This is a genomic window from Methylobacterium sp. Leaf469 (genome assembly GCF_001424745.1).
Classification (GTDB): domain Bacteria; phylum Pseudomonadota; class Alphaproteobacteria; order Rhizobiales; family Beijerinckiaceae; genus Methylobacterium.
On record NZ_LMRE01000004.1, the window covers coordinates 69,122 to 95,683 of the forward strand.

The following is a 26,562-nucleotide window of genomic DNA, read 5'->3' on the forward strand; positions in this document are numbered from 1 at the left end:
TCAGAGGAGGCGCCTCACCGCGTCAGGCCGCCCTCGCCCTGCGAGACGGCCACGTGGATGAGTTCGGCGAGCGTCCGCACGCCGAGCTTGTGCCGCAGGCTGGCGCAGGCGCCGATCACCGTGCGGTAGCTCACGGCGAGGCCGTCCGCGATGGTCTGGTAGGACTGGCCCCGGCCGAGCAGGGACAGGATCTGGAGTTCGCGGGCCGTGAGGTCGGCGAGCGGCGCCCGCTGCCCGGCGAGGCCCAGCACCGCGACGCGGGTGGCGAGGTCGTGGTCGAGGTAGCTCCGCCCGGCCCGCACGGTCTCGAACGCCGCGTGGAACTGCGCCGCCGGCACGTCCTTCAACACGTAGCCCGTGGCCCCGCTCTCCAGGGCACGCGACACGATCACGGGATCGTCGTGCATGCTGAAGGCGAGGATGCGGGTGTCGCGCTCCAGGGCGCGGATCTGGCGGATCAGCGACAGGCCCGCCAGCGCCCCCGTGCGGAAGGTGAGGTCGGCCACCACCATGCCGGGCCGCAGGCGGTGGAACAGGCGGTAGCCGCCGACGATGTCGGTGGCCTCGTGGACGGTCTCGACCCCGGCATCCTCCATGATGCGGCGGAAGCCCCGCAGGATCACCGGATGGTCGTCCACGATGAGGACGCTCGTCATCGCGCCGCCCCGGGAGCGGGGGTCGGGCCTGATCTGTCGTTCCCGTCGTGATCCCCGCCCCCCCTGTCGTCCCCGCTTCCTTGCGCGGCGTAGCGCTCCGTGAGGCGGGCCAGGGCGGTGGCCCGGTCGGCGCCCTGCCGGCGGGTGTTGTAGTATTGCTGGCACATCTCGCCGTAGAGCTGCTTGCGCGTGGTCACCGCCGCCACGGCCTCCAGGCCGTCGAGGAGGTCGGCATAGGGCTCGGGCGTGCCCGCCTCGACCAGCATCTGCCCGAGCTGCACCGTGCGGTTGGCCACCATGCGGGGATCCTCGATGAACGCGTCCTTGGCGCGGGCGAGGCTGTGGCGCAGGTGATCGGCCCCTGATCCGACCTCGGGCACCGGGCGGCCGAGTTCGCGGCTGGCGAGCCAGCGGGCCGGCTCCATGGCATCCGTCGGCGAGAGCCAGGGCGGGATGTCCGCATCCGATCTCGTCGCCACCACCGTCTGCTCCTCCGGCGCGCGCGACGCCTCAGCGGGCTCCTCCGGCTTGTCGCAGGCCGAGAGCCCGAGCACGAGGCAAAGAGCGAGCCGCCGGAAGGGCGCAGGCCGCCGCCGCTCCGTCATGGGATCTCCTTCGACATCAGAACGGCGAGGCCGCGCGGTCCCTCGCCAACGGGCAGCCGCGCCGTCTCCGCGAGGGTGTGAAGGTCGATCACCGAGACGGAATCCGAGAACCAGTTCGCCACGAAGGCCCTGTCCCCCGAGACCGCCACGCCCTCGGGATAGCGGCCCACGGGAATCGTCGCGACGGGCGTCAGGGCCGCGTCGAGGACCACGAGGGTGCCGGCCTGCTGGTTGGTGACCAGGATGCGCGCGCCGTCACCGCTCACCGCGACGCCGTACGGCATGCCGCCGAGGGCCGCGCGCCCGACGATCGTCAGGGTGGCGGTGTCGATGGCGTGGAGGTCGCCGCTGCGCACGCATGCGACGTAGAGCCGGTCCTGCGCCGGGTTCAGCGCCAGGGCGAACGGTCCCTCGCCGACGGGCACGGTGGCGATCCGGGTCATGGTCGCGGTGTCGACCACGCTGACCTGACGGCTCTCGCGGTCGGCGACGTAGAGGCGGCCGCGCGTGTCGAGGACGAGACCCGCCGGATCGCGCCCGACGCCGACGCTGCCCTCCACCGCACCCGTGGCGGTGGAGAGTCGCACCACGCGGGCCCCCGACCAGTCGCCGACGAACAGGCTCCGGCCATCCGGGGCCACGGCGACGCCGAAGGGCTGGCCCGCGAAGGGCAGGCGGGCCAGCACCGCGCCGCTCGGCCCGTCGACCACCGACACCGTATGGGTGTCCGAATGGGCGAGGTAGAGCCGCCCGTCCGGCCCCGCCGCCACCTGCGCCGGCCCCTTGCCCACGGGGATCGCCGCCCCCGACGGCGCCACCGGCGTCAGGGTGCCGCCCTCCTGGCTCACCGCGTAGACGGTTTGGGCCAAGCCCTTCTCCGCCAAGGCCGGGCCGGAGACCGCGCCGGCGAGGAGGGCCGCGAGGGCGAGCGTGGAGACCCGCCCGATCACTTAACCTTGCCACCCTCGACCTTGGCCTTCAAACCCTTCAGACCATTGCCGAAATAGGCGTTCATCGCCGTCTTGCCTGCCGCGTCGCTCAGCTCCTCGGGCGGCTCGTTGCCGGTGTCGCCCCGGTAGAACCGGCCGAGCCACTCGACCTTGGAGCCGTCGCCGTCGGGCGTCACCGTCAGGGTGGCCGAGTAGGACGAGACCGGCAGGGCCTTCAGGTCGGCATCCGACAGGCGGTACGAGTAGGTGAAGGTCTTGTCGTTCATCTCGTCGAGGCCCTCGTCGAGGGTGCCGCCGTTCTTGAGGGTGACCTTGCGCCTTCCCCCGGCGGCGTTGCCGTCGACGGCCTCGCTCCTGGCGACGTCGGGGTGCCAGGTGTCGATGGCCGCGAAGGTGCCGACCACCTTCCACACCGCCTCGGGCTTGGCCGCGATGGTGACGGACTGGTCGACCTTCTGCGGCGTCGGGCCGTGGGCCAAAACGGGGGTGACCGGGGCGGCGAGGGCGAACAGGGCGAGGAACACGGTCGGGGCGACGAGGCGCATACGGATCAGGCCTTTTTCAGGGTGAGGGCGCGTGCGCGACCCGAGGGGAGGGCGCGCACCATGGGAAACAGGAAGGCGGCGAGGACGAGCGCCAGGGCGGCCCCGCCGAGGACGGGGCGCAGGTCGAGGCGGCCGGGCAGGGGGCGCGGGGTCGCGGCGGCACGGAGCGGAGCCGCCAGTCCGCCGGGGCCTTCGAGATGGACGTAGGCGAGGCCGGTCTCGCCCGCGAGGGTCTTCAGGTAGGGCTCGCGCACGGAGGAGAGGTGCTCGTTGCCCGTGGCGGCGACGCCGCCGAAGGGGGCGTTGCGCGGGTTGTAACCCTCGCGGCTCTCGGCATCGGCCGGGGGCGGGCCGAAGCGGTTCTCCTGCTGGACGTCGCCCGACCCGTAGAAGCCGATCTCGCGGCCGCGGTCGTTGTAGCGCGGGATCGGCGACAGGGCGTAGGCGCCGGCCCCCACGATGAGCCCGCGCACGGCGCCGGGCTTGCCCTCGAAGCGCGGCCCGCCCGTGCTGGGCAGGGGCGGCGCCTCCTGCCCGTCCGTGACGAAGAGGAGGTCGGTATCGAGGCTGGCCGCCATCTCCACGGCGCGGAACAGGCCGGCGGAGATGCGGCTGTCGCCCTCCCAGGCCATGCGCCAGTCGAGGGCCGCCAGGGCTCCGTCGAGGGGGGCGAAATCGGCGCAGACCTCGATGGGCGTGAACAGGAGGAACGGCCGGCGCTCGGTGAACAGGCCCAGCGCCACCTGCGAGCCGCAGGGCAGGGCGGTGACGAGGTCGCGCAGGCCCCCCCGCGCCGTGTCGAGGCGGCTCGCTGGCTTGCCGTCGGCGCTCGCGTAGTCGCGCACGTTCATGCTGCCGGTGATGTCGACCACGGCCAGCACCGAGACCCCGGTCCGGGTCAGCGGCACGGCCGGCAGCACGAGGGCGAGGACGACGAGGAAAGCCGCCCCGGCCAGGGCCTGGAACCGGCCGTCGCGCAGGTTGCGGGCGAGATGCACCCTCATGGTGCCCCCCTGGGGAGGCCCGGGACCTCGGTCCAGATCTGCTTCGGCTCGGCCTTCAGCTCGTCGCCGGTCTTGCGGTCGAATTCGGGAAAGTCGCGCAGGAGGCGCGAGGCGACGTCGAGGTTGAACTTGGCGTCCCAGAGGTCGGGCGCGTTCTGCAGGGCGCGCCGGTAATCCTGGCGCGCCAGGGTGATGAGGGGCCCGGCCGGGTCGAGGTCGCCGCGCTCCAGATGGGAGAAGGCCTGCCGCAGGCGGGTGTTGGCCAACGCGTAGCGGGCGCGCGCCACCCGGTCGGTGTCGCCGGCCCGCGCGAGCGCCTCGACGAGGGGCTCGATCCCCTCGGGCAGGCCGCGCCGGGCGAGGTGCTGGACCCGGGCGAGCAGCAGGGGGGCGGAGGCGTCCGTCCCCACGGGCACGTCGCGCCCGGCCTGCAGGGCACCGATCGCGGCGTTGTCGCGCGCCACCCGCCACGCCGCGACGCCGAACCCGAGGGCCGCGAGGCCGAGCAGCACCGGCAGGGCGAGGAGCAGGCGCGGCCGGGCACGCCGGAGGGTGTTGACGATGCGGGCGCGGAGGAGGGGGCCTGCGCGTTCGGTGGGGAAGGCGAGCGCCGTCATCGGGTGGCCTCCACGGCGATAGGGCGCGTCCCCCTCTCCCCGCCAGGCGGGGAGAGGACCGCAGGCACCCCGTCGTGCCTGCGGTGAGCGAAGGCGAAGCCGAAGCGACGGTGAGGGGGTCTCGCCGGACGAGCCTCGGGCGGAGCGGCCTCCTCACCTTCGGCTGCCGCCTCGTTTCGGCCCCGGCAAGGGGTCCGAAACCCTCTCCCCGCAAGCGGGGCGAGGGGGATGCTCACGAGCGTCGTGAAACGATGCAGAGCCGGGTTCATGCGGCGATCCTTTCGGATGGAGCCTCGGCCACCTGCGGAATACCCCTGCGCCCGCGCCGCACATCCGCCTCCGCGAGCTTGCCCGCCACGAGGACGAGGAGCCCGAGCAGCGCCACCCCGAAGGCCACCCACGACAGGTCGCGGCGCGGGCGCTGCTCGGTGTAGGGGATGGGGTCGCGCTCCAGGGCCTCGATCTGTTGGATGGCGGCGGCCACCGCCTCTGGGCCCTCCGCCTCGAAGGCGCGGTAGGGCGTGCCGAGGCTCTTGAAGAACAGGTCGAGGTGGCGCTCGGGCGCCGCCTGGGGCGTGTCCTCCCCGGCGGGCTTGTCGGCGATGGAGGGCGAGCCCTTGGTGCGCAGGAACAGCCAGTAGAGGTTGGGCCGGATCTTCGCGAACTCGGCCCGCAGGGTGCCCTGGACGCGCGGATCGATCACCGCCGCACCGTCGGAGACGATGAGCAGCGCCCGCGAGACGGTCCCGCCCTGGGCCCCGAACTGGGACAGGCTCATGGCGAGGCCACGGGCCACGTTGGTGTAGTCGAGGCCCGGCCGGTCGATGGCCCGGATGGCGGCGCGCACGGCCTCGTGCCGGTCGGTCATCGGCACCACCAGCATGGGGGCGGTGGAGAAGGCGGTCACGGCGAACTGGTCGTGGGCGCGGCTGCCGACGAAGTCGCCGAGCAGCCGGCGGGAGGCGGCGGCCTTCGATTCCTCGGCGCCGGACGGCTGACGCCCCGCGAAGGTCTCGTTCATGCTGCCCGAGCGGTCGACCAGGATCGACACCTGGGCGCCGATTCCGGTGCGGGTCACCGTCTCGCCCCGGTGATACGGGCCGGCGATGCCGACGACGAGGCCGGCGAGCGCCAGGAATCCGGCGAACCGCAGGGCCCAGCCGATGGCGCGCGAGAGCGGGTCGGCCGGGCCGGCGTCGAGGGCCGCCACCGGCACCACGCGCTGGGCCGACGCCCGGAACGGCAACAGGGCCAGCGGCAGCAGCCACAGGACCTGGGGGGTGTCGACGGCGAACCGGGACAGGGCTTCCATTGGGGTGGCGCCGCCCATCACGCCGCCCGCTCGGCGGCGGCGAGGCGCCGGGCCAGGGCTTCGAGCTGGGGCCAGGGCAGGGCGGCGCGGGCGGCGGCGGGGCCGGGACCGAAGAAGGCGAGGCGCGAGGCGGCGAGCAGGTCGCGCAAACCCGCCGCGTCCGGGCGGCAGGCGGGGTGGCGGGCGAGGAAGCCCGGCAGGTCGTCGGCCAGCACCCGGCGGCCGTCGGTGGCATCGAGGCCGCGATGGAGCGCGCGCAGGGCGTCCCCGTAGGCGGCGTCCGCGTCGGGGCGGCGCGCGAGGCGGCGCAGACTGGCCAGGGCGGCGCCGAACGGGCGCCCGCGCCGGGCCCGGAACGGCCCCCAGGCCCGGTCGCGGGCGAGCGCCCCGAAGGCCAGGAGGGCGAGGGCCGCGACGCCTCCGGCCCGCCACCACAGGGGCTGTACATCGACGGCGGCGACGCGCCCGTCGGGCCGCATATAGTCGGCCGGGTTCTCGCGGGCGGGCGGCACCACCTCCCGTAGGGGTGAGATGGTGAACTGCCAGGCCGGAACCTGCGCCGTCGTGGTGGTGGCGCCATGCGCGCTGGCGCTCTCGAAGGTCACGGCAAAGCCCGGGATCTCCAGGGCGCGGGCGTCGAGGGCGGCATAGAAGTTCTGGTAGGTCAGGAAGATCCGCACCCGCCGGGCATCGCCCGCGACGGAGTCCTCGACGCGCAGGTCGCGCAGGTCGAGCCAGTAGGCCAGGGAGCCGGCTTGCGGCAGGGACGCCCTCTGGAGGGTGAAGCCCGCATCCACGACGATGTCGGCCTGCGCCCGCACGAGGTCGCCGAGGACGTAGCCGAAGGCGCGCGGCGCGCGAACCTCGACGGTGCGCACCTGAGCCTCGGCCGCGCCCGACACGGCGAGGAGGACCACCAGAACAGGGTTAAGACCGCGCATCACGTCCCGATGAGGTGGCGGGTGAGGGCGTCGGCCTCGAAGCGCCCTTCGAGGCGGAACGGCGGGCGGCCGTAGGTCATGGCGATGCGGCGCAGGGTGTCGGCGCGGGCCCGCTCGTGGGCGAGCCAGCGCCGGCGGAGCGCCGGGCGCATGAACACCGTGCGGCGCCCGGCGCCCTCGAGGTCGTTGAGTTCCATCAGGCCCCAGGCGGGCAGATCCTCGTCCTCGGAGGCGTCGGCCAGCACCACGGGCACGATGTCGTGGCGGGCGAGGGAGGCGAAGACCTCGGCGACGAGGGCCTCGGGCCAGCGGAAATCCGAGACCACGAACACGATCTTGGGGCGTCCGACGAGGCGGCGGGCGGCTTCGCGCATGCCGTCGGCCCGCGCGCCGGTGCAGTGTGCGTCGAGCAGGCGGGCCCGGACGGAGGCGCCGATCCCGCGCCGGCGGGTGGCGGGCATCGACACGTCCTCCCGCAAGGTCCCGTCACAGCCCATGAGGCCGAAGCCGTCGCCGATGCGGGTGGCCGACGCCGCGAGCCCCCCGCACAGGGCGGCGGCGAGCGCCATCCGGTCGGCCGCGCCGCGGTAGCGCATGGAGGCGGAGAGATCGACGAGGGCCCAGACTTCGATGGCCGTTCGGCTCTCGAAGCGGCGCACATGGGTGCCCTCGAACGGATCCCGCAGGGTGGCGCGCACGTCGATGCGGCGGGCATCCGGCATGCGCAGGAACGGCACCTGATCGCGGAAGGTGCCGAGCCCCCCGGCGTCGCGGCCGCGATGGGCACCCACCGCCGTCCCGGGCACCCGCCCGCGCGGCCGGTAGACGATGTCGGCCTCCGGGCCGGCATCGGCCGGCGCGGCATCGGCCGGCGCCGCATCCAGCACCGTCATGGGGCCGGCACCGTGTCGAACACGGCGCGGCAGAGCTCGGGCACGAGGGTGGCGCGGCGCATCTCGTAGACCGGTTCGAGGAAGACGCGGTGGGCCATCACCTCGGGGAACACGGCGCGGATGTCCTCGGGCACCAGCCATTCCCGGCCCTCCAGCCAGGCGCGGACCTTGGCGGCGCGCACGAGGAAGGCGACGCCGCGCGGCGAGGCCCCGCCCTGCACCAGGGCCTCCATGTCGATGCCGGGGAGCCGGATGCCGGCGGAGCCCGGCCGCACCAGGGCCTCCCACAGGCCGACGACGTAGGTCTCGATGGACGGGCTCGCCTGGATGCCGTGCTGGATCGCGCGGGCGATGCCGGGGATCGCCGCGTGATCGAGAACGTCGGCATCGATGCCCGCGATGAGGGTGTCGGTGTCGTGGAAGCGCGGATCGAACACCAGGGCGCGGCGGCTCTCGGCGTCGCGCGGGGCCTCCATCCCGATCTCCATGAGGAAGCGGTCGCGGGCGGCGGCCGGCAGCTCGAAGGTCTCCTCGCGCTCGACGCGGTTGCGGTCGGCGAAGACCTGCAGGTTGGGGAAATGGTACTCGCGGTTGAACGCGTTCAGGCTGCGCTCGGCCATGAGGCGCAGGAGCAGGGCATGCACCTGGGGCCGGGCGCGGTTGATCTCGTTGAAGAAGAAGATCGACAGGTCCTCGGCCCGGCGCAGCACCGGCCCGGGCTCGACGCGGGGGCGCCCGTCCTCGGCGAGGTAGGTGTGGTAGATCAGGTCGGTGGGCATCATGTCGACGGTGCCCTCGACGCGCTCGTAGGCGCCGCCCAGCGCCCGGGCGACGGCCCGCAGCAGGGTGGTCTTGCCGACGCCGACATCGCCCTCCAGCAGAACGTGGCCGCGGGCGAAGATCGCGATGGTGAGGAGGCGGATCGCCCGCGCCTGGCCGACCACGGCGCCGCCCACGGCCCGCTCGAACCGGCCGGCGGCCTCGCGCCAATCGGTGAGCATCGCGTCGCCGGGGCGGGTCTCGTTCATCACGCGGGGGCCTTGGTTTACTTTATGAGAAGCGGGTGCACGGCATCCAAGGGGTGGAACCTCGACGGGGTCTACGAGCGCCCCCCTCGCTTCGGCTTCGCCTCTCGCTCACCGCAGACACGACAGGGTGTCTGCGGTCCTCTCCCCGCAAGCGGGGAGAGGGGTCGGCGCGCCGGTCGCGGATAGGCAAGGGCGCGTCGTGGCTTCAGTTCGCCGACAGCTTGGTGACGTCGTATTCGAACTTGCCGGACTTCTTCGCGGCCTCGATGCGACGGGCGTTGCGCTCTTCCATGCCCTTGATCGACTCGGACTGCTTGTTGAGTTCCTTCGGATCGTGCTTGGGATCGTACTTCGAGCCGGCGATCTTCTCGGGGAAGCCGGGCTTGGGCTCCCAGCAATTGCCGGCGGCCTTGCACTTGGTGCCGTCGTAGGCCATCGCCGGGGCAGCGAGCACCGCGCCGGCCAAAACCGCGCCAGTCCCCAGCGCCACCGCAAAAATGAACGTCCGCATGTTCGTCTCCTCCGTTTATGGTTGGCGCGGCGCGTGGGCCGCTCATCGTTCACCGCGCGGTCGAGGCGCGGCGTGGCTTCCCAGGGACGCTAGTTCTCCAGCGGCTTGCACTGGCCCTTCACGTCCGTGGGGAAGGTCTCACCCTGCTTGTAGGGGGTGTAAGTCTTCTTCTGGTCCGCACTGAGCCAGACCGCATCCTTCACCGGGCCGGTATAGAGATGGCGGATCCAGGCGATGGTCTGCAGCATCTCGTCGGGGGTGAGGTTCTCGTTGTGCGGACCCATCATGCCGTTGGCGCCGCCGAAGATGGTGGCGAACAGGCCGGTATCCTCGGTGTTGGACGGGTAGGTCCAGTAATTGTCGTTCAGGCCGGGCCCGAGCTTGCCTTCGGCCAGATGCCCGTGACAGCCCGAGCACGAGGTGGCGAACAGGGACTCGCCGTTGCGCAGGCAGGACTTGTCGTCGATGTAGAGGTTCTTGCCGGTCTGGAAGAACTCCTTCACGGCCGGCGTGTCGCGGCCGCCCTCCTTGCCCTGGGAGACGTCGAGCTGCTCGCCCGTCACGGTGTTGCGGAACACGAACCCGCTCTGCGGGCCGGAGGCCGGCTGCGCGAGGGCGGACAGCCCGGCGGCCGCGAAGCCGAGGCCGACGAATCCGGCCAGAAGGCCTTTGAGATGACGCATGAAATCGCTCTGATGGGGTTCTCCGACCGACCGGTCGGGTTCTGGGCGGGCCGCCCCTGCGAGCGGCCCGGGGCTGGCGCGGATCAGTTCGAAGCGACGGAGAGGGGCACCCCTTCCTGCTTCAGGATCGCCTCGATCTGGGGCTTCGCCTTCGCGATCCCGGCATCGAGGGCGGCCTTCAGGGCGGTGTCGTCCCGGCGCACGCCCATGGACTGGTCGAAGCTCTGGGGCATCTTCTGGCCGTCGCTGCGCACGGTGTCGTCGGGCACCGGCGTCACCCGGAGCGGCGTGCTCGAATCCTTGACGTAGCGGGCCACATCGGGCCCGAAGGCCACGGCGACGTCGGCCTTGCCGCCGGCGACTTCGCTGATCATCCGGGCCGGGTCGATCTGCGTATACTGGTTGCGCGGGGCGCGAAAATTCACCAGCGAGTAGAGGTAGGCCATGTCCTCCTCGTAGCGGCCGATATCCTTCAGCATCGCCTCGCCGGGGGTGCCGAAGCCGACCACCATGTGGTCGACGCTCTTCAGGCGCGGGTCGGCCCAGGACTTGATGTCGAGGTCGCGGTCGGCGCGGGTGATGAAGACGTAGCCGCTGCGATAGTACGGCTTGGAGACGAGGACGCGCGGGTCGTCGCTGTCGAGGCCGACCACCACGTCGCAGAGCTTCTTGTCGAGCCCATCGCGGACGAGGTAGATCGCCGGCTTCTCGGACCAGACGAACTGGACCTTGCGGTCCATGGCTTCGGCCACGGCGCTCGCGATCCGGTTCTCGAGGCCCGATCCGTCCTTCATGGAGAGGGGCGGCTGCACCGCCGCGCAGACGCGAAGGGTCTTGTCGTCGGCGGGGGCCGAGGCTTTCACGTCCTCGGCCGCATGAACGGAGGACACGAAACCCAGCGCCAGGAGCGCGCCGGCCGAGAGCGAGGCGGCCAGCGCCGCGCGGCGACGTCCGGTGACGAGCGACATGGGGGACATCCGTTGTTCGGTTGTTTTCTGGGCTGCGCGACGGCGGCATATCTCGGGTCAGGACATGGCGTGTCCTCCCGTTGGCCTTCGCGCGCGAAATCTCAGGGCGGGGCGAACCCCGCCGGCCTTGAGGCCGGCGGAGTCCTCTGTTGGTCTAGAGACTTACTTCTTGGCGGCGGTCTGGTACTCGCCGACGTTCGGATCGTCGTACGGACCCTTGCCGTTCAGGGAGAACACCATCACGCCGCCACCCATCTGGGTGTAGTTGGCGAGCTTCTTGAAGGCGCCCACCGCGCCGAGGCCGGCGGTCGGATCCTGCAGGTCGAACACCAGGCCGACGCCTGGCCATCCGCCGACGCCGTAGTAGATGGCGACGAACTGATCGCCCTTGTGGCTGTAGGTCATCGGGTAACCGATGGCGCCCGACGGCAGCTTGAACTTCCACAGAAGGTCGCCGTTGTCGGCGTTGCGCGCCTTGATGTAGCCGTCCAGGGTTCCGTAGAATACGAGGTCGCCGGCGGTGGCCATCGTTCCGCCCCACACGGCGAAACGCTCCATCTTGTCCCACTTATACTCGCCCGTGATGGCGTTGTAGGCCTTGATCTGGCCGAGACCCTCGTAGTTCTGACGGTCACCCTTCGGGCCGGGGTACATGTTCAGCGTCGCACCGACGAAGAACTGACCTGCGCGGTACGGAAGCATGAAGGGCTCCCAGTCCATGCAGATGTGGTTGATGCCCATGTAGAAGAGCTTGCGCTCCGGATCATAGGAATCGTGGCCCTGGTTGTGATAGCCCATCGCCGAGGGGCAGACGTCCTTGGCGAGGTGGTCCATCCGGGTGCCGTACTCGGGATCGCGCACCGGCTGGCCGGTCTTCAGGTCGACGGACTTGAAGACGTTGACGGTGTCGTCGATCTTGTTGGCCGAGACGAGCGAACCGTCGGTCCGGTCGAGGGTATAGACGATGCCGTTGCGGTCCGGATGGGTGAGGAGCTTGCGATCCTTGCCGTCCTTGTCCTTCTGGTTCGACAGCATCATCACGTTGACGCCGGCGTAATCCCACTCGTCGTGCGGGGTCTTCTGGTAGCCGAACTTGGCTTCACCCGTATCGGCGTCGCGGCCGAAGATGGTCATCGTCCACTTGTTGTCGCCGGGACGCATGGTCTCGTTCCACGGCGCCGGGTTGCCGGTGCCGAAGTAGATCAGGTTGGTGCCGGGATCGTAGGCGTACCAGCCCCAGTTGGTGCCGCCGCCGATCTTCCAGGCATCGCCCTCCCAGGTGGAGGTGCCCAGACCCTTCTGGCCGTAATGGGCGTTCTTCACGTTGAAGTCGGGCCCAAGCAGCAGGTCCTTGTCGGGACCCGTGGCGTAGGCGCGCCACACCTGGGCACCGGTCTTCACGTCGTAGGCGGTGAGGTAGCCGCGCACGCCGAGCTCGGCGCCGGACGACCCGATGATCACCTTGTCCTTCACCACGTAGGGGGCGATGGTCAGGGTCGAGCCCATCTTGATGTCGGAGTTCTCGACCTTCCACACCGTCTCGCCGGTCTCGGCGTTCAAGGCGGCGACGTTGCCGTCGAGCTGCGTCTTCAGGATGAGGGACGGCACCTTGCCGTCACCCGGCCAGTAGGCGAGGCCGCGGTTCACGAGATCGCAGCACGCGACCGCACGGGCGGCCGGGTTCTGCTTCGGCTTGTCCTGCCAGAGGATCAGGCCCGGATCGTCGAGGCCGAGGGCGAAGGTGTTGTTCGGAAAAGACGTGTGGATGTACATCTTGCCGTCGACGACCAGGGGCGCGCCCTCGTGACCGTTGAGCAGGCCGGTGGAGAACGTCCACGCCGGCTTCAACTGCTTGACGTTGTCGCGGTTGATCTGCTTGAGCTTGCTGTAGTTGTCCGAGTCGTAGTTCTTGCCCGGCATGATCCAGTTTTCGTCGCTCTTCGACATCTCGACGAGCTTGTCGTTGGCGGCCGCGCTGGTGGCCATCCCGATGGGCGCCAGGGCCATCACGGCCAGCACCGACACGGAACTCAAGTACCTCATCATCGTGCGTCTCCTCAGCTGCCGCCCCGTCTATCGACCCTGCGGTCGCGCGTGGCTGTTTCTCCCGCCGTTTCGGAACATTGGCGCCGCCGCTCTTAGAAGAACCGCTGCCCTCTTAAGCTTTTATCAGACTATCTAAGTCTTATAAGAAGCTTATTACTGTTCCTTCAGCCCTTATTTCTAGCCATCTTCATGCAGCAAAGTCTCTAGACGATCCGACATTTCTAGCCGGGCAACTTCGGCAAGTTCAGCATGAGGATCGCGCAGCGGCGTCCCGACGCTTGACCGTCCCCCTGGCGCATCGCACGACTGTCGCAACGGCCCGGGCGAACGGGCCGATCAGGGGGCGAGGGCCGATGGCGCCGAGGGCTTGGCGGACCTGGACGTGGCGCATCCGGACGTGGCGCCTCTGGGCTGCACGGAGACGGGGGATCGCGGGTGCTCCGGTCGGGGCGGCCCGCCGCATCGCCGCGCTGATGCCCTGGGCGGTGCTGCTGCTCGGTGCCTTGCCCGGTGTCTTGCCCGGTGTCTTGCCTGGTGTCTTGCGGGTGGAGGCCCAGGACCTCGCCGCCCTCTATCCCCGGGACGGGCGCCGGGACCTCACGGGCGCGGACATCGACCGCTATCCCGGGGCGGGCGTGCTGTTCTGCCACGGGCCGGACGGCATTCCCCGCAAGGCCGCCGCCGCCTGGCTCATCGGAGACCCCTCCGTGGTGGTGCTCAACGCCCACAACTTCCGCAACCGCCGCCTCGAGACCACGCGGGAGGTGGCCGATTGCTTCTTCCAGATCGGCGGCCGCAACTACGATTTCGTGCCGGGCAGCATCCAGCTCGGGGCGGTGCCGGCCTTGCAGGCGCTCCACATCACCGACGACTGGGCGATCCTGCGCCTGGTCCGGCCCGCCGAGGGCGTGCGGCCCCAGCCGATGCCGGCGGCGCCGGACTTGGGGGAGGGGCCGATGCGGCTGCCCATCGTCATGGTCTCGCCCGGCGGACACGAGAATTACCGCGGGCCGGCGAGCCTCGAAGCCTGCGCCGTCCGGCAGGTCGATCCGCCGAGCGAGGGCGGCATCCGGCGCCTGCGCCACGATTGCAACGACGGCTTCGGCGGCTCGGGCTCGGGCCTGTTCGACGAGGCCGGGCGCCTCGTGGCCATGCAGAGCGCCTCCCTGTCCATGAACGCCCGCAAGCCGTTCGACATCGAGTTCCACTACGGCTCGGCCCTGGCCTTCGAGGGCGAGCTTCTCGCCGCCCTGCGCAAGGCGGTGGCGGCCCCCTGACGGTCCTGCGCCCTCAGCGCCGCCGGCCGAGGCGCTCGGCGATGGCGATGCCGCCGATGACGAGGGCCAGCGCCAGGGCGTCGTTCCAGCGGAAGGGCTCGCCGACGAGGAGGATGGCGAGGCCCGCGCCGAAGATCGGCACGAGGTTGACGAACAGGCCGGCCCGGTTCGGGCCGATGAGCTCGACCCCGCGCATGAAGGCGAGCTGGGCGACGAGGCTCGGGCCGAGCGCCACGAACGCGACGATGAGCCAGCCCGTCGGCGTCGGCCAGACCGTGTGGCCGAGCGCCCATTCGGCGGCGAGCGGAGGCAGGGCGGTGAGGAAGGCGGCGAGCGCCATGGCGGTGAAGAAGGTCAGGCCCGAGACCTTCGGGCGCGCGGAGAGCGCGACGGTGTAGCCGGCATAGAACAGGCAGGCGCCGAGCATGAGCACGTCGCCGCGGTTGAACCCGAAATGGGTGAGGACGCGCCAGTCGCCGTGGGTGGCGGCCACCATCGCCCCGGCGAGGGTCACGGCGACGCCGAGCGCCTGCGCCCCGGTCACGGCCACCCGGTGGACGGCGTAGTTGATGAGGATGACGAGCACGGGGATCGCCCCCTGGAACAGGGCGATGTTGATCCCCGTGGTGAACCCGCCGGCGGCGTAGAACAGGCTCGCGTAGAGGGTGTAGCCGCACGCCCCCATGAGCAGCACGTAGGCCCAGTGGGGCTTGAGCCGCCCCCATTCGGCGACGAGCCCGGGCCGGGCCGGCAGGGCCAGGACGACGCAGACGATGGCCCAGCGCAGGCAGGTGAGCACCTGCGGCGAGACCTCGCCCACGGCCCATTTGCCCGCCACCACGTTGCCGCCCCACAGCAGCATGGTGCCGACGAGGAGCGGGTAGGCGGAAAGGGGCGCCGGACGGTGCGGGGCAGGGGAGGCGGGGGGTGTCACGCTCACGAAACCGGGGGTGTCTCCATTGGCCGGCCCCCTCTTCCCCCGCTCCGGCCGCGCGGACAAGGGTGGCGCACGCATGGCGGGGCCGGTCACTCCGGGTCCAATCCCGCCGGGTCCAATCCCGGCGGGTCCGATCCCGGCGGGTCCGATCCCGCACTCTCTCGAGCCAGAAGCGCGGCCTTGCGCGCCACGCCCCAGCGGTAGCCGGAGAGCGCGCCGTCGGTGCGCAAAACCCGATGGCAGGGGATCGCCACGGCGTGGGCGTTGGCGGCGCAGGCCAGCGCCACGGCCCGCACGGCGGCGGGCCGGCCGATGGCTCGGGCGATGTCCGCGTAGGTCGCCGTGCGCCCCGGCGGGATCGCGCGCAGGGCCGCCCACACCCGCTGCTGGAAAGCCGTGCCGCCGATGTCCAGCGGCAGGGGGAGGCCGCCCTGCGGGGCCGCCACGAAAGCCACGATCGCGGCGAGCCACGCGGCGAAGTCCGCATCCGCCCCGGTGATGTCGGCGCGGGGGAAGCGCACCCGCAGATCCTGCGCCAGGGTCTCGGGATCGTCGCCGAGGAGAATGGCGCAGAGGCCCCGCTCGGTGGCCGCCGCCAGGACGAAACCCAGGGCGCAGGCCGCCACGGCGAAGCGGATCGCGACCCCGGCCCCGCCTTTCCGAAAGGCGCCGGGCGTCATGCCGAGGTGCTGGCCGGCGGCGGCATAGAATCGGCCCGCCGTGCCGTAGCCCGCCGCATAGGCCGCCTCGGTCACGGTGCCGGCCGCGGGCAGGGCAGCGGCGAGGCGCTCGGCCCGCACGGCCCCGGCATAGGCCTTCGGGGTCACGCCGGTGATGGCCTTGAAGACGCGGTGGAAGTGGAACGGGCTCAAGCCCGCCGCCCGGGCGAGCGCCGCGAGGGCAGGGGGCTCCACCGCCTCACCGATGCGGCGACAGGCGCGGGCCACGGCCTCGGCGTGACGCTCCGCCCGGGGCGGATCGTCCGGGCGGCAGCGCAGGCAGGGGCGGAACCCCGCCGCGCGGGCCGCCGCCGGGGTGGCGTGGACGCTCACGTTGTCCCGGCGCGGGGTGCGGGCACCGCAGCCCGGCCGGCAATACACCCCGGTGGTATGCACGGCGTAGACGAAGCGCCCCTCGGCCGCCGGATCGCGGGCGGCGACGGCGGCCCAGCACGCGTCGTCGATGGCGGCCGGGGCATCGTCCGGGGGAGCGGGGAGGGAGCGGCTGGGAACGGGACCGGTCATGCCCCTACCCTGGCGCCTTCGGGCCGGGGGCGCATCCCGGTTCTTGCTGCCGAATTCCGTTCCGGTCGCCCCTCGCTCGCCCAGAGGTGGAGCACGGCGTAGGACCGCCACGGCCGCCACGCCTGCGATCGGGCCAGCAGACCGGCGGAGCTCGGCCGCCCGCCCCCGTCGTCGAGGGCGCGCAGGAGGGCGAGGTTGCCCGCCGGCAGGGCGTCGGGCGCGCGCAGGGCCCGGAGCGCGATGTACTGCGCCGTCCAGTCGCCGATGCCGCGCAGGCGCCTGAGGGCGGCGACGACCGCCTCGGGCGGCTGGCCCGGCGCCAGCAGGCCGGGCGCCTCCGCCACGGCCGCCGCCAGGGTCCGGACCACCTCCCCCCGGGCACGCGGCATGCCGAGGACCGCCGCGATGTCGGCCCCCGCCAGCCGCTCTGGCGTCGGGAAGACGTCACTCGAGGGAAGGACGTGGCTCGGGCCCGGCGGGTCGGTGGGGTCCGTGAGCGGCGCGCCGAAGGCGGCCACCAGCCGGCCGGCGAGGCGGGTCGCCGCCGCCACGGAGACCTGCTGACCGAGGATGGCGCGCGCGGCCAGTTCGAACCCGTCCCACGCGCCGGGCGCGCGCAGGCCCGGCCGGGCCGCGACGCGACGCGCCAGACGGGGATCTTCCGCGAGGCCCATGCGGATCGCCGCCGGATCGGCATCGCAGTCGAACATCGGCCGAAGGCGGGCCAGGACCGCCGGCACGGCACCAGGTAGTCGCGGATCGCCGGCCAGTCGTAGGGCGGGGTGTAGGGCAGGGCGACGGACGGCACGGCGGGGCGGACCTCGAAACTTGGCCCTCGAAACTTGGCCCTCGAAACCGCGCCGACACTACCCGAAGTCGCCCCAAGGCGCTTTCCCACCTTCCGAACGCCGTTCGCATAAGATATATTATGGAACCTAGAGCTAGGGAATCAGGGGCAGGGGGGCCTTCGTACCCCAGGCGTCCCGACCCGATCGGCGGGCTCCTCGACCCGTGAACGTTGAATTCATTCTGTCCGCCGACTTCGGCGCATAACCCGAACAATCCTGTCCGGTTGTGGCACAGGAGGCGCTAAACGCCCTCGCCTTCGTCATAATCCCGGCTCACAAGGGGTGCTACACGGCTGCACCGCCCCGGGCGCAGACCGTTACCGAAGCGAATGTGATGCCGATCCCCGCACGCCTTCCCGTCATCCCGATGCTCGGCCTCGCCCTGGTGGCGCTCTGTGCGCCGGCCCGGTCCGAGCCCGTTCCCGTGCATGCGGTCCATGCCGGACTGGACGCGGAGACCGCGATCCCGCAGCCCAAGACGGTGCGTCCCGCGCTTCACGCCCGCACCCTGGCGCGTCTGCCGCGCCTCGCCGGCCTCGTGGCCAAGGGGGCGGATATCCGCATCGTGGCGTTCGGCTCGTCCTCGACGGAGGGCATCGGCGCCACCTCCCCGGCCGCGACCTATCCGGCGCAGCTGCAGGAGGATCTCGAGTCGCGGCTCGACAAGGCCGCCTCGGACCACCAGTTCGTCACCGTGCTCAACCGGGGCAAGGGCGGCGACGATGCCGAGGCCATGGCCCGGCGCCTGGAACGCGACGTGCTGGCCGACAAGCCCGATCTCGTGATCTGGCAGACGGGCAGCAACGACCCGATGACCGGCGTCAGCGTGGAGCGCTTCGCCGAACTGACCCGGGCCGGCATCCTGGCGATCCGCGCCACGGGGGCGGACGTGATCCTCATGGACCAGCAATGGTGCAAGCGCCTGTCCGGCACCGCCGGATCCGAGCTCTACGGCACCGCCCTGCACGCCGTCGCCAGCGAACTCGACGTTCCGGTGATCCGGCGCAACGCCATGATGCGCGCCTGGGTGGCCAAGGGCCTGCTCACGCCCACGCAGATGATCGGCCCCGACGGCCTCCACATGACCGATGCGGGCTACAACCACCTCGCCAAGGCGGCCATGACGCAGATCCTAGTGAGTGCCGGCCTGCCGGACGAGACTCCGGCCCGCAACTGATCCCGGGACCACCCTCCTCCGCCGCCGCTCACACGTCCACGGTCACCCGCAAGCCGTCATACGCCGGCACCACGTGCTGCGGGAGCTTGCGCGCCAGGGTGGCGTAGTCGAGGTCGGTGTGGAGGTTGGTGAGGATGGCGCGGCGGGGCCGCACCGTCTCGATGAGGGCGAGGGCGTCCGAGACCGAGTAGTGCGTCGGGTGCGGCGTCTCCCGCAGGGCGTCGATGATCAGCAGGTCGAGACCGTGCAGGTGCGCCTGGGACCCCGCCGGCATCAGGCTGACATCGGGTGCGTAGGCCGCCGGGCCGAACCGGAATCCGAGCGCCGCCTCGTTGCCGTGCTCCATGGCGAAGGGCAGGGCCGTCACCGCGCCGCCCGCCCCGCCGACCTCCACCGTCTCGCCCGGGACGAGATCGTTCATGTCGAGGATCGGCGGATACTCGCTGCCCGGCGGGGTCTCGAAGCAGTAGCCGAAGCGCCGCTCCAGGAGCGCCCGAGTGAGGGCGTCGGCATAGACCGGAATGCGCCGGCGCATGTGGAGCACGAGGGGCCGGACGTCGTCGATGCCGTGGGTGTGGTCGGCATGTGCGTGGGTGAACAGCACCGCGTCGAGATGCGTCACCCCCGCGCCGATGAGCTGCTCGCGCAGGTCCGGCGCGGTGTCGACGAGGACGCTGGTGCGCCCGGTCTCCGGGCCGCGCTCGACGAGGAGCGAGCAGCGCCGCCGCCGGTTCTTCGGCTCGGCCGGGTCGCAGGCGCCCCAGCCATAGGCGACCCGGGGCACGCCGCCGGACGAGCCGCAGCCGAGGATCGTCACCGTCAAGGAACCCATCGCCACCTCCGCTGCCGTTGGTATCGGAGGGGGGAGGGGCATGTCACGCCCCCCTCGCCTGTCCCCTGCCCGCTCAGGCGGCGGCCTTGTGGAACAGGCGGTGGAAGTTCGCGGTGGTGAGCGCCGCGAAGGCGTCGAACTCCATCTCCAGGGTCTTGGCCAGGGCCCGCGCCGTGTCGGCGGTGTAGGCCGGCTCGTTGGTGCGGCCCCGGTGCGGCTCGGGCGCCAGGAACGGCGCGTCGGTCTCCACCAGCAGACGGTCGCGCGGCACCTTGAGGGCGATGGCGCGCAGTTCGTGCGAGCGCCGGAAGGTGACGATGCCGGAGAACGACACGGAGAGGCCGAGATCGACCCCGACCTCGGCGAGGCGGGCGCCCGACGAGAAGCAGTGCAGCACCGCCTTGAAGGCCCCCTGCCCCATCTCGTCGACGAGGATCGCCTCCATCTCGGCATCGGCGTCGCGGGAATGGATCACCAGGGGCAGGCCGGTCTCGCGCGCCGCCGCGATGTGGCGGCGGAACACCCGCTCCTGCACGGCCTCCGGCGCGGCGTTGTCGTAGTGGAAGTCGAGGCCGGATTCGCCGATGCCGACGCAGCGCGGATGCCGGCTCAGGGCCACGATCGTCTCCGTCGGCACGTCGGGCTCGTCCCCGGCCCCGTCCGGGTGGGTGCCGATGGTGTGCCAGATCTCGGGATGGGCCTCGGAGATCGCCGCGTAGGTCTCCGCCTTCGCGACCCTGGTCGAGATGGTGACCATGCGGGTCACCCCCGCTGCGCGCGCGCGGGCGATGACGCCCGGCAGGTCCTCGGCGAAGTTGGGGAAATCGAGGTGGCAGTGACTGTCGACCAGCATTGTTGCTCAGGGTTTCTTTGCGGACGGAAATGCGACGGGCGCAACTGTTTCCCAGAAGCCTACGGGAATCACACCAGCGTCCGGATCGGCCGCGGCGCGGCTGGCGGCTTCCTCGTCGCTCAGCGCGTTGTAGGCCGAGCTGAGGGGCTCGACAGGCAACATCGCATCGAGGCTATCGAACCTCACGATCTCGAGCCTGGATGGACACGTGATGCCGAAGCTGTTTGATCGCTTCGGATAAAGCGGTCGCGGCAGGCTCCTTCTCCTTCCAAGGGAGGGGGCCCGCGCGAAACCTCATCCTGGAACGGCGGCCTCGACCCCCGCATCACCCCACACTGGCCGCCGGCTCGACGAAGCGCGGGAACAGCCCGACGGGGGCGGGGAGCGGCGTGCCGGGCACGAGGCGACCGCCCTCCCCCACATGGGCGAGCTGGCGTTGGTCGCCCGGAACGGCCAGCAGGTCGAGGAGCTTCCCCGCCGAATCCGGCATGAACGGCTGCACCAGGATGGCGATGGCCCGCAGGGTCTCGGCCACCACGTAGAGGGAGGCGGCCATGCGGGCCGGGTCGGTCTTGCGCAGGACCCAGGGCTTCTGGGCGTCGAAATAGCGGTCCGAGGCCGTCACCACGGCCCAGATCTCGGCGAGCGCCGTGTGGAGCGCGAGCCGGTCCATGGCATCGCGCACGGCGCCCGGCAGGGCGTCGGCCAGGGCCAGGAGCGCCCGGTCGTCCTCGGTGAGGTCGCCGTGCTCCGGGACCAATCCCGAAACGTTCTTGGCGATCATCGAGAGCGAACGCTGGGCGAGATTGCCGAGCCCGTTGGACAGGTCCGCCGTTGTGCGGATGACGATGGCCTCGTGGGAGTAGTTGCCGTCGCCGCCGAAGGGTACCTCCCGCAGGACGAAGTGGCGCACGGGGTCGACGCCGTAGGTGGCGATGAGGTCCATGGGGTCGACGACGTTGCCCAGCGACTTCGACATCTTCTCGCCCTTGGAGAGCAGGAAGCCGTGACCGAAGACGCGCTTGGGCAGCGGCAGTCCGGCCGACATCAGGAAGGCCGGCCAGTACACCGCGTGGAAGCGGACGATGTCCTTGCCGATGACGTGCAGGTCCATGGGCCAGAACTTTTTGCGCGCGTCCGCCTCGTCCGGGAAGCCCGTGACCGTGAGGTAGTTCGTGAGCGCGTCGACCCAGACGTACATGACGTGGTCGGGATGCCCCGGCACCGGCACGCCCCAGTCGAAGTTCGTGCGGCTCACGGAGAAGTCCTTGAGGCCGGAGCGTACGAAGCTCGCCACCTCGTTGCGCCGGGTCTCCGGGCCGATGAAATCGGGCTGGGATTCGTAGAGGGCCAGCAGCCGGTCCCCATAGGCCGAGAGGCGGAACAGGAAGTTCTCCTCCTCCATCCAGGTCACGGGCGTGCCGGTCTCGCGCGACCGGCGCTCCCCGTCGGGGCCGATCTCGGTCTCGTCCTCGGCGTAGTAGGCCTCGTCGCGCACGGAGTACCAGCCGGAATACTTCGACAGGTAGATATCGCCGTTGGCCTCCATCCGGCGCCAGAGTTCCTGCGCGGCGGCGTAGTGCACGGGCTCGGTGGTGCGGATGAAGCGGTCGTGCGAGCAGTTGAGGGCCTTGACCATGGTCTCGAACAGGCCGGCCATGCTGTCGGCGAGGGCCCGCGGCGACAGCCCGGCCTTGGCGGCGGCCTGCTGGATCTTGAGGCCGTGCTCGTCGGTGCCCGTGGAGAACAGCACCTCGTAGCCGTCGAGGCGCTTGAAGCGCGCGATGGCGTCCGTGGCGATCGCCTCGTAGGCGTGGCCGATATGCGGGGCGCCGTTGGGGTAGGAGATCGCGGTGGTGAGGCCGAAGGTTTTTTCGGAGGCCGGGTCGGTCACGTCGAAGTATCCCCGGAGGCTGGGTTCATGGGATCACAGGACGAAGACTCGCAGGACGTCCGTCCGGTTCAGGCCGCCGCGCGCAGGGCGCCGGCGAGGTCTCCGAACAGGGACAGGACCAGCGGCCGGCGGTCGAGATTGTAGGTCGCGGCCTCCCGCGCGGCGCGGGCGATCTTGTCACACACCTCGACCAGGGCCGCAAGGCGGGCCGGCCCCTCGTGGGCGCGCCGGTCGAGTTCGGCCGAGACGAAGCGGAACACCGTGTCGAGGCTCGCGGCGAACAGGTCGTCGGAGTCGCGGCCCGAGAGCTTCTCCGCGAGCGCCAGGATGCGGCGCCAGTCCGGGTGGTCGAGGCGGGCGAGGAGGGTCTCGACTTCCGCGACGAGGTTGGCGGTGGCGGGATCGAGCATCGCCATCGCCTGCGCCACCGAGCCCTCCGACAGGGCGGCGGCCCGGGCCAGCGCCTCGGCTTCGGGCTGGACGAAGGGCGGGGGAAAGCCCGCCACAACCCGGGCGACCTCGGCCTCGGGCAGCGGCCGCAGGGTCAGGGCCCGGCAGCGCGAGCGGATGGTCGGCAGAAGCCGGCCCGGCGCGTGGCTGACGATGAGGAACAGGGAGCGGGGCGGCGGCTCCTCCACCATCTTCAGGAGGGCGTTGGCGCTGTTGGCGTTGAGGTCCTCGGCGCTGTCGACGATGCAGATGCGGTAGCCGACATTGTCTCCGGCAATCTTGTTGAAGAGTCCCAAAGCGTCGCGTGTGGCATCCACGGAGATCTTCGTCGCCATGGTTTTAGCGGTCGGTGGTCGCGTACGGCGCAAGCTCACGAGGTTCGAGTGCGATAGGGCAGCCACATGCCGCGCGGCTGGGTGCCCTGGATCGACGTCGAACGTCCGAGGCACGGCGCCAGGCTCCGGATTGGCGATGAGCCAGCGCGCCATCCGGTAGGCCAGCGTCGCCTTGCCGATGCCGCGGGGGCCGCCGATGAGCCAGGCGTGGTGCAGGCGCCCGGACGCGATCCCGGCGACGAGGGCGGCCTCGGCCTCCGTATGGCCGACGAGGCCCGCCTGCTCGCGGGGGCGGGGGATGTGGGGCAGGTCGCCCGGCTCGACATCCTCGGGCAGGCGTTCAGGCCGCATCGCCATGTCCCTCCCTGGTATGTCCCTCCCTGATATGCCCCTCGCCGAGAAGCAAGGGCAGCCGCGCCGCCACGGCCGCCCGGATCGCCGCCTCCACCGCCTCGGGGTCGGCACCGGCGTCGACGATGGCGCAGCGCTCCGGCTCGGCTTCGGCGATGGCGCGGAACGCGGCGCGCAGGCGGGCGTGGAACTCGAGGGCCTCGGCCTCGAACCGGTCGGGTGCCGCGTCCGAGCGCTTGGCGGCGCGGGCGAGGCCGAGCGCCGGGTCGAGGTCGAGGATCAGGGTGAGGTCGGGCCGCGTCGGACCGACGACGACGCGCTCCAGGCCGAGGACGAGGGCGGGATCGAGGCCGCCGGCGGCGCCCTGGTAGGCCCGGGTCGAATCCGCGAACCGGTCGCACAGCACGGTCTCGCCCCGGGCCAGGGCCGGGCGGATCAGGGTGTCGAGGTGGTCGATGCGGGCGGCGGAGAACAGCAGGGCCTCGGCGAATGGGCCGTGCGGCTTGGCGATGCCGGCGAGCAGGGCGGCGCGGATCGCCTCGGCCTTGGGCGAGCCGCCGGGCTCGCGCGTCACCACCACGGGGCGGCCGGTGCGGGCGCGCAGGTGCTCGGCGAGGCGCCGGACCTGGGTGGATTTCCCCGCCCCCTCCCCGCCCTCGAAGGTGATGAACGCCCCCGTCGCGCCGATCCCTGTCGCGCCTTCCGTCAAGACCTGTCTTCCGTCACGACTCGCTGTCCGTCACGATTTGGCGCCGGCCTTCTCGAAGGCGCGGCGGAACAGGCCGGTGCCGACCTCCAGGGCCGCGTCGAGGGCCCGCTGCGGGATCGTGCCGGCCGGGACGTCGGCGCCGGCATAGAGCGGCTGGTCGAGGGCCTGGATGTCGCCGCGCATGATCCGCAGGCGGCCCACGACCTTGCCCTCCTGTACGGGGGCGACGAGAGGCCCGTCATAGACCGCCTTGGCGGTGATCTTGTCGCCGGTGCCGCGCGGCAGCAGCACCCGCACGGGTTTCTTCGCCACCAGCGGCACGCTTCCTTGCGCGCCGCCGTAGACGGAGGCCTCCGCCACGGTCTCGCCGGCGGCGAAGACCTGACGCGGCTCGAAGGCGCGAAAGCCCCACTCCACCAGCTTGCGGGATTCGGCGGCCCGGTCGCGCGCGGTCTTGAGGCCGCTCACCACCATGATCAGGCGCTGGCCGTTCTGCACCGCCGAGCCGGTCAGGCCGTAGCCGGATTCCTCGAGGTAGCCGGTCTTGAGCCCGTCGGCGCCGATGTCCAGCGCCAGCAGCGGGTTGCGGTTCTGCTGCTTGATCTTGTTCCAGGTGAACTCGCGTTCGGCGAACATCTTGTAGAGGTCGGGGTAGGTCTCGATGAGGTGCAGGGCGAGCTTGGCGAGGTCCCGCGCGGTCACCTTCTGGTCGGGCGCCGCGTAGCCGGTGGCGTTGCGGAAGGTCGAGCGCGACAGGCCGATCTCGCGGGCCCGGTTGGTCATCATCCGCCCGAAATTCTCTTCCGAGCCGGCGATGCCCTCACTGATCGCGATGGCGGCGTCGTTGCCCGACTGGACGATGAGCCCGCGCAGGAGGTCGGACAGCTTGATGCGGCTGTTGAGCTGGGCGAACATCGAGGAGCCACCGCCGCCGGCCCCGCCCCGGCGCCACGCGTCCTCGGTGATCTGGAATTCGGACTCCATGGTGAGCCGGCCCTGCCGGATCTCGTTGAAGACGATCTCGGTGGTCATCAGCTTGGCCATGCTGGCCGGGGAGAAGGGCTCGTCGGCCCCCTTCTCGAACAGCACCGAGCCGGAATCGGCATCGATGAGGATCGCGTGCGGCGCCGCCGACTGGAAGCTCTGGGCAAGGGCGCCCCAGGCGGAGGCGGCGAGCAGGCCGCAGACCAGGGCCGTCCGGCTCGCGTGAAGAACCATCGCGCGCATCTTTCGCCTCACACCACTCGACGCCAGAATCTCGTCACCCCGATCACCGGCCCCCACCAGTGATCAAGCGTGACGATACAGGGATTTGCGTGCGAGATCGAACCCAAATGCGTGATGCCTCACGGCATTTCGCATCGCACAACGCCGCAGAGTTCCGGGGCAGAGTTCCGGGTCAGCGCGCCTCGGCCACCCGCGCGCGCGCGGGCTTGCCGGCCACGACGGCGGTCCTGGCCGGGGCGGCCTTGCCCACGGGTGTCGGCGTGGCCTTGCCCGCGAGGACAGGCGTGGCCTTGGCCGTCACCTTCGCGGGCGGCAGCGTTGCCTTCGCGACCGCCACGGCCTTCACGGGTCCGCCCGCCTTGGCTGAGTCGACGGTCTTACCCACGCCGCCCTTCGAGGCAACGACGGTCTTGTCCGCAGCGGTGGTCTTGTCCGCAGCGGTGGTCTTGCCCGCAGCGACGGCGTGCACCGGGGCGACGTCCCTGCCGGTCCCTCTGGCCACGGCCTTCGGCTGAACGGACGGCGCGGGCCAGGCGGCGGCGGTGCGGGTGAGGGGCTGGGCGTCGGCCTGCATCCGGCCCCCGGTCCGGTGACCGTCCTCGATCCCGCGCGCCGCCAACCGCACGGGCGGCGGGGTCAGGGCCAGGGGCGCCGGCGCGAGGCGCACGGGGGCGGTGGGCACATGCCGGAAGGTGGTCTCCCGCACGGCGGTCGGCTGGACGGCGGCCGGCACGGCGAGGCCGGCCGCGCTCGCCAGGAGGATCGGCTGGACCCGTGCCGGACGGGGCGCCTCGCGCGGCGTCTCCCGAGCGGTTTCCTCAGCGGTCTCGGAAGCGGCCTCCGGCGCGGTCTCGCGCGGTGCCTCGTCGGCGGCGGGCTTGAACGCCAGGGCGGAGCGGCCCCGGGCCAGGGGTTCGTCGGGGCCGAGGTCGGCCACCATCACCGGCGAGGCCCCGCGGATCGCGGCGGGCACGCCGTCCGTGCGCAGGGTCGCCAGCAGCTTGCGGTCGTCGCTGCCGGCGGTGGAGGCCTTGCCGACATACTCGACGCGGACGCGGGAGGTGCCGCCGCGGTGGAATTCCAGCGCCTGGGCCACCTCCTCCGACACGTCCATGATGCGGTCGGCGTGGTAGGGCCCGCGATCGTTCACCCGCACGATCATCGAGCGGCGGTTGGCGAGGTTGGTGACGCGGGCGTAGCTCGGCAGGGGCAGGGTCGGGTGCGCGGCGGCGATGGAATTGCGGTCGAACACCTCGCCGTTGGCGGTCAGGCGACCGTGGAAGGCGGCGCCGTACCACGAGGCCTGCCCCTCGCGGACGTAGCCCTTGGCGTCCTCGCGCGGCACGTAGGTGCGGCCGGCCACCACGTAGGGCTTGCCGGAGAAGCGGCGTCCGCCGCCCTTCGGGATCACGTCGCCCTCCTTGTAGAGGCGCGGGCTCGCCTTGACCCCGTATTTCGGATCGAGGGTGGAGCCCGAGGGCCCGGCGAATTTCTGCTGCGGATTCTGGGCGCAGTTGGCGGTGGTGAGCGCCACGGCGCAGACTCCGAGGAGCTGCCACAGGGGGCGGCCCGGCACAGCGGATACGAGGCCGGCCTTCGTCGAACGCGTCATCCCAAGAATCCGCCCCGCCGCCTCGTTACGCAATACACACCCGCGACCGAGACGACG

At 71.7% G+C, this 26,562-nt stretch carries 27 protein-coding genes; 2 read left to right on the forward strand and 25 right to left on the reverse strand.

Features of this window, described 5'->3' with window-relative positions; all coding sequences use genetic code 11:
- Positions 1–14: 14 nt before the first annotated feature.
- The 14 genes from ASG60_RS05290 to ASG60_RS05355 all read right to left on the reverse strand — a co-directional run bounded on the left by ASG60_RS05290 (position 15) and on the right by ASG60_RS05355 (position 12,759).
- On the reverse strand, positions 15–656 hold the full coding sequence (locus ASG60_RS05290) for a response regulator transcription factor (RefSeq protein WP_056168945.1): 642 nt from the start codon (positions 654–656) through the stop codon (positions 15–17).
- Positions 653–1,261: a hypothetical protein gene (locus tag ASG60_RS05295; protein ID WP_244476578.1), complete on the reverse strand. Its 609-nt coding sequence runs from the start codon at positions 1,259–1,261 to the stop codon at positions 653–655. The genes ASG60_RS05290 and ASG60_RS05295 overlap by 4 nt, the downstream gene beginning before the upstream one ends.
- A complete protein-coding gene (locus tag ASG60_RS05300) occupies positions 1,258–2,208 on the reverse strand; it encodes a YncE family protein (protein ID WP_056384465.1) in 951 nt (316 codons plus the stop codon). Before ASG60_RS05300 ends, ASG60_RS05295 begins: the two co-directional genes overlap by 4 nt.
- Entirely contained in the window at positions 2,208–2,756 is a 549-nt protein-coding gene (locus tag ASG60_RS05305) for an SRPBCC family protein (protein ID WP_056384429.1), read from the reverse strand. The genes ASG60_RS05300 and ASG60_RS05305 overlap by 1 nt, the downstream gene beginning before the upstream one ends.
- Before the next feature lie 5 nt (positions 2,757–2,761).
- Positions 2,762–3,760, reverse strand: coding sequence for a vWA domain-containing protein (locus ASG60_RS05310; protein ID WP_056384430.1), 999 nt, complete (start codon positions 3,758–3,760; stop codon positions 2,762–2,764).
- Positions 3,757–4,377, reverse strand: a complete 621-nt coding sequence (locus ASG60_RS05315) for a hypothetical protein (RefSeq protein WP_056168934.1) — start codon at positions 4,375–4,377, stop codon at positions 3,757–3,759. The genes ASG60_RS05310 and ASG60_RS05315 overlap by 4 nt, the downstream gene beginning before the upstream one ends.
- A gap of 265 nt (positions 4,378–4,642) precedes the next feature.
- Positions 4,643–5,707 (reverse strand): vWA domain-containing protein, encoded by a 1,065-nt coding sequence (locus tag ASG60_RS05320; RefSeq protein ID WP_244476579.1) that lies wholly within the window; start codon positions 5,705–5,707, stop codon positions 4,643–4,645.
- The gene (locus ASG60_RS05325) at positions 5,707–6,630 is read right to left on the reverse strand and encodes a hypothetical protein (protein WP_056384432.1); all 924 of its coding nucleotides are present in this window, start codon (positions 6,628–6,630) and stop codon (positions 5,707–5,709) included. Before ASG60_RS05325 ends, ASG60_RS05320 begins: the two co-directional genes overlap by 1 nt.
- Positions 6,630–7,523: a DUF58 domain-containing protein gene (locus ASG60_RS05330; RefSeq protein ID WP_056358684.1), complete on the reverse strand. Its 894-nt coding sequence runs from the start codon at positions 7,521–7,523 to the stop codon at positions 6,630–6,632. Before ASG60_RS05330 ends, ASG60_RS05325 begins: the two co-directional genes overlap by 1 nt.
- The gene (locus ASG60_RS05335) at positions 7,520–8,551 is read right to left on the reverse strand and encodes a MoxR family ATPase (RefSeq protein WP_056303964.1); all 1,032 of its coding nucleotides are present in this window, start codon (positions 8,549–8,551) and stop codon (positions 7,520–7,522) included. The genes ASG60_RS05330 and ASG60_RS05335 overlap by 4 nt, the downstream gene beginning before the upstream one ends.
- A 205-nt stretch (positions 8,552–8,756) precedes the next feature.
- Entirely contained in the window at positions 8,757–9,062 is a 306-nt protein-coding gene (locus tag ASG60_RS05340) for a methanol dehydrogenase [cytochrome c] subunit (protein ID WP_056303966.1), read from the reverse strand.
- 89 nt (positions 9,063–9,151) lie between these two features.
- Complete coding sequence (gene moxG / locus ASG60_RS05345) at positions 9,152–9,745, reverse strand: cytochrome c(L), periplasmic (protein WP_056262480.1); 594 nt, start codon at positions 9,743–9,745, stop codon at positions 9,152–9,154.
- Between the two features lie 83 nt (positions 9,746–9,828).
- The gene (gene moxJ, locus ASG60_RS05350) at positions 9,829–10,713 is read right to left on the reverse strand and encodes a methanol oxidation system protein MoxJ (RefSeq protein ID WP_056384466.1); all 885 of its coding nucleotides are present in this window, start codon (positions 10,711–10,713) and stop codon (positions 9,829–9,831) included.
- Positions 10,714–10,875: 162 nt separating this feature from the next.
- Positions 10,876–12,759: a methanol/ethanol family PQQ-dependent dehydrogenase gene (locus ASG60_RS05355; RefSeq protein ID WP_056168914.1), complete on the reverse strand. Its 1,884-nt coding sequence runs from the start codon at positions 12,757–12,759 to the stop codon at positions 10,876–10,878.
- 353 nt (positions 12,760–13,112) lie between these two features.
- Here ASG60_RS05355 and ASG60_RS05360 point away from each other — a divergent pair, with 353 nt between their 5' ends.
- On the forward strand, positions 13,113–14,036 hold the full coding sequence (locus ASG60_RS05360) for a trypsin-like peptidase domain-containing protein (RefSeq protein WP_244476580.1): 924 nt from the start codon (positions 13,113–13,115) through the stop codon (positions 14,034–14,036).
- A 13-nt stretch (positions 14,037–14,049) separates the two neighbouring features.
- Here ASG60_RS05360 and ASG60_RS05365 read toward each other — a convergent pair whose 3' ends face one another.
- The 3 genes from ASG60_RS05365 to ASG60_RS05375 form a co-directional block, all read right to left on the reverse strand.
- Positions 14,050–14,976 carry a DMT family transporter gene (locus ASG60_RS05365; RefSeq protein WP_244472924.1) on the reverse strand — a complete coding sequence of 309 codons (927 nt, stop codon included), beginning with the start codon at positions 14,974–14,976 and terminating at the stop codon, positions 14,050–14,052.
- 86 nt (positions 14,977–15,062) lie between these two features.
- Positions 15,063–16,217 (reverse strand): bifunctional DNA-binding transcriptional regulator/O6-methylguanine-DNA methyltransferase Ada, encoded by a 1,155-nt coding sequence (gene ada / locus ASG60_RS05370; RefSeq protein ID WP_056384433.1) that lies wholly within the window; start codon positions 16,215–16,217, stop codon positions 15,063–15,065.
- Entirely contained in the window at positions 16,214–16,957 is a 744-nt protein-coding gene (locus tag ASG60_RS05375) for an AlkA N-terminal domain-containing protein (RefSeq protein ID WP_056384434.1), read from the reverse strand. Before ASG60_RS05375 ends, ada begins: the two co-directional genes overlap by 4 nt.
- 442 nt (positions 16,958–17,399) lie before the next feature.
- Between ASG60_RS05375 and ASG60_RS05380 the strand changes: the two genes are divergently transcribed.
- The gene (locus tag ASG60_RS05380; protein WP_244474211.1) at positions 17,400–18,242 is read left to right on the forward strand and encodes an SGNH/GDSL hydrolase family protein; all 843 of its coding nucleotides are present in this window, start codon (positions 17,400–17,402) and stop codon (positions 18,240–18,242) included.
- 28 nt (positions 18,243–18,270) lie between these two features.
- Here ASG60_RS05380 and ASG60_RS05385 read toward each other — a convergent pair whose 3' ends face one another.
- The 8 genes from ASG60_RS05385 to ASG60_RS05415 all read right to left on the reverse strand — a co-directional run bounded on the left by ASG60_RS05385 (position 18,271) and on the right by ASG60_RS05415 (position 26,505).
- Complete coding sequence (locus ASG60_RS05385) at positions 18,271–19,074, reverse strand: MBL fold metallo-hydrolase (RefSeq protein WP_056384435.1); 804 nt, start codon at positions 19,072–19,074, stop codon at positions 18,271–18,273.
- A gap of 73 nt (positions 19,075–19,147) precedes the next feature.
- Positions 19,148–19,927, reverse strand: a complete 780-nt coding sequence (locus ASG60_RS05390) for a TatD family hydrolase (protein WP_056262484.1) — start codon at positions 19,925–19,927, stop codon at positions 19,148–19,150.
- 6 nt (positions 19,928–19,933) lie between these two features.
- Positions 19,934–20,113, reverse strand: coding sequence for a hypothetical protein (locus tag ASG60_RS22500; protein WP_156368879.1), 180 nt, complete (start codon positions 20,111–20,113; stop codon positions 19,934–19,936).
- Positions 20,114–20,252: 139 nt separating this feature from the next.
- Positions 20,253–21,821, reverse strand: a complete 1,569-nt coding sequence (metG, locus tag ASG60_RS05395) for a methionine--tRNA ligase (RefSeq protein ID WP_056384436.1) — start codon at positions 21,819–21,821, stop codon at positions 20,253–20,255.
- Between the two features lie 68 nt (positions 21,822–21,889).
- Positions 21,890–22,957, reverse strand: a complete 1,068-nt coding sequence (locus ASG60_RS05400) for a DNA polymerase III subunit delta' (RefSeq protein WP_056384468.1) — start codon at positions 22,955–22,957, stop codon at positions 21,890–21,892.
- Entirely contained in the window at positions 22,947–23,666 is a 720-nt protein-coding gene (tmk, locus tag ASG60_RS05405) for a dTMP kinase (RefSeq protein WP_244474212.1), read from the reverse strand. Before tmk ends, ASG60_RS05400 begins: the two co-directional genes overlap by 11 nt.
- Positions 23,667–23,696: 30 nt before the next feature.
- Positions 23,697–24,884 (reverse strand): D-alanyl-D-alanine carboxypeptidase family protein, encoded by a 1,188-nt coding sequence (locus ASG60_RS05410; protein ID WP_244476581.1) that lies wholly within the window; start codon positions 24,882–24,884, stop codon positions 23,697–23,699.
- A 181-nt stretch (positions 24,885–25,065) separates the two neighbouring features.
- The gene (locus ASG60_RS05415; protein WP_056358693.1) at positions 25,066–26,505 is read right to left on the reverse strand and encodes a septal ring lytic transglycosylase RlpA family protein; all 1,440 of its coding nucleotides are present in this window, start codon (positions 26,503–26,505) and stop codon (positions 25,066–25,068) included.
- Positions 26,506–26,562: the final 57 nt, after the last annotated feature.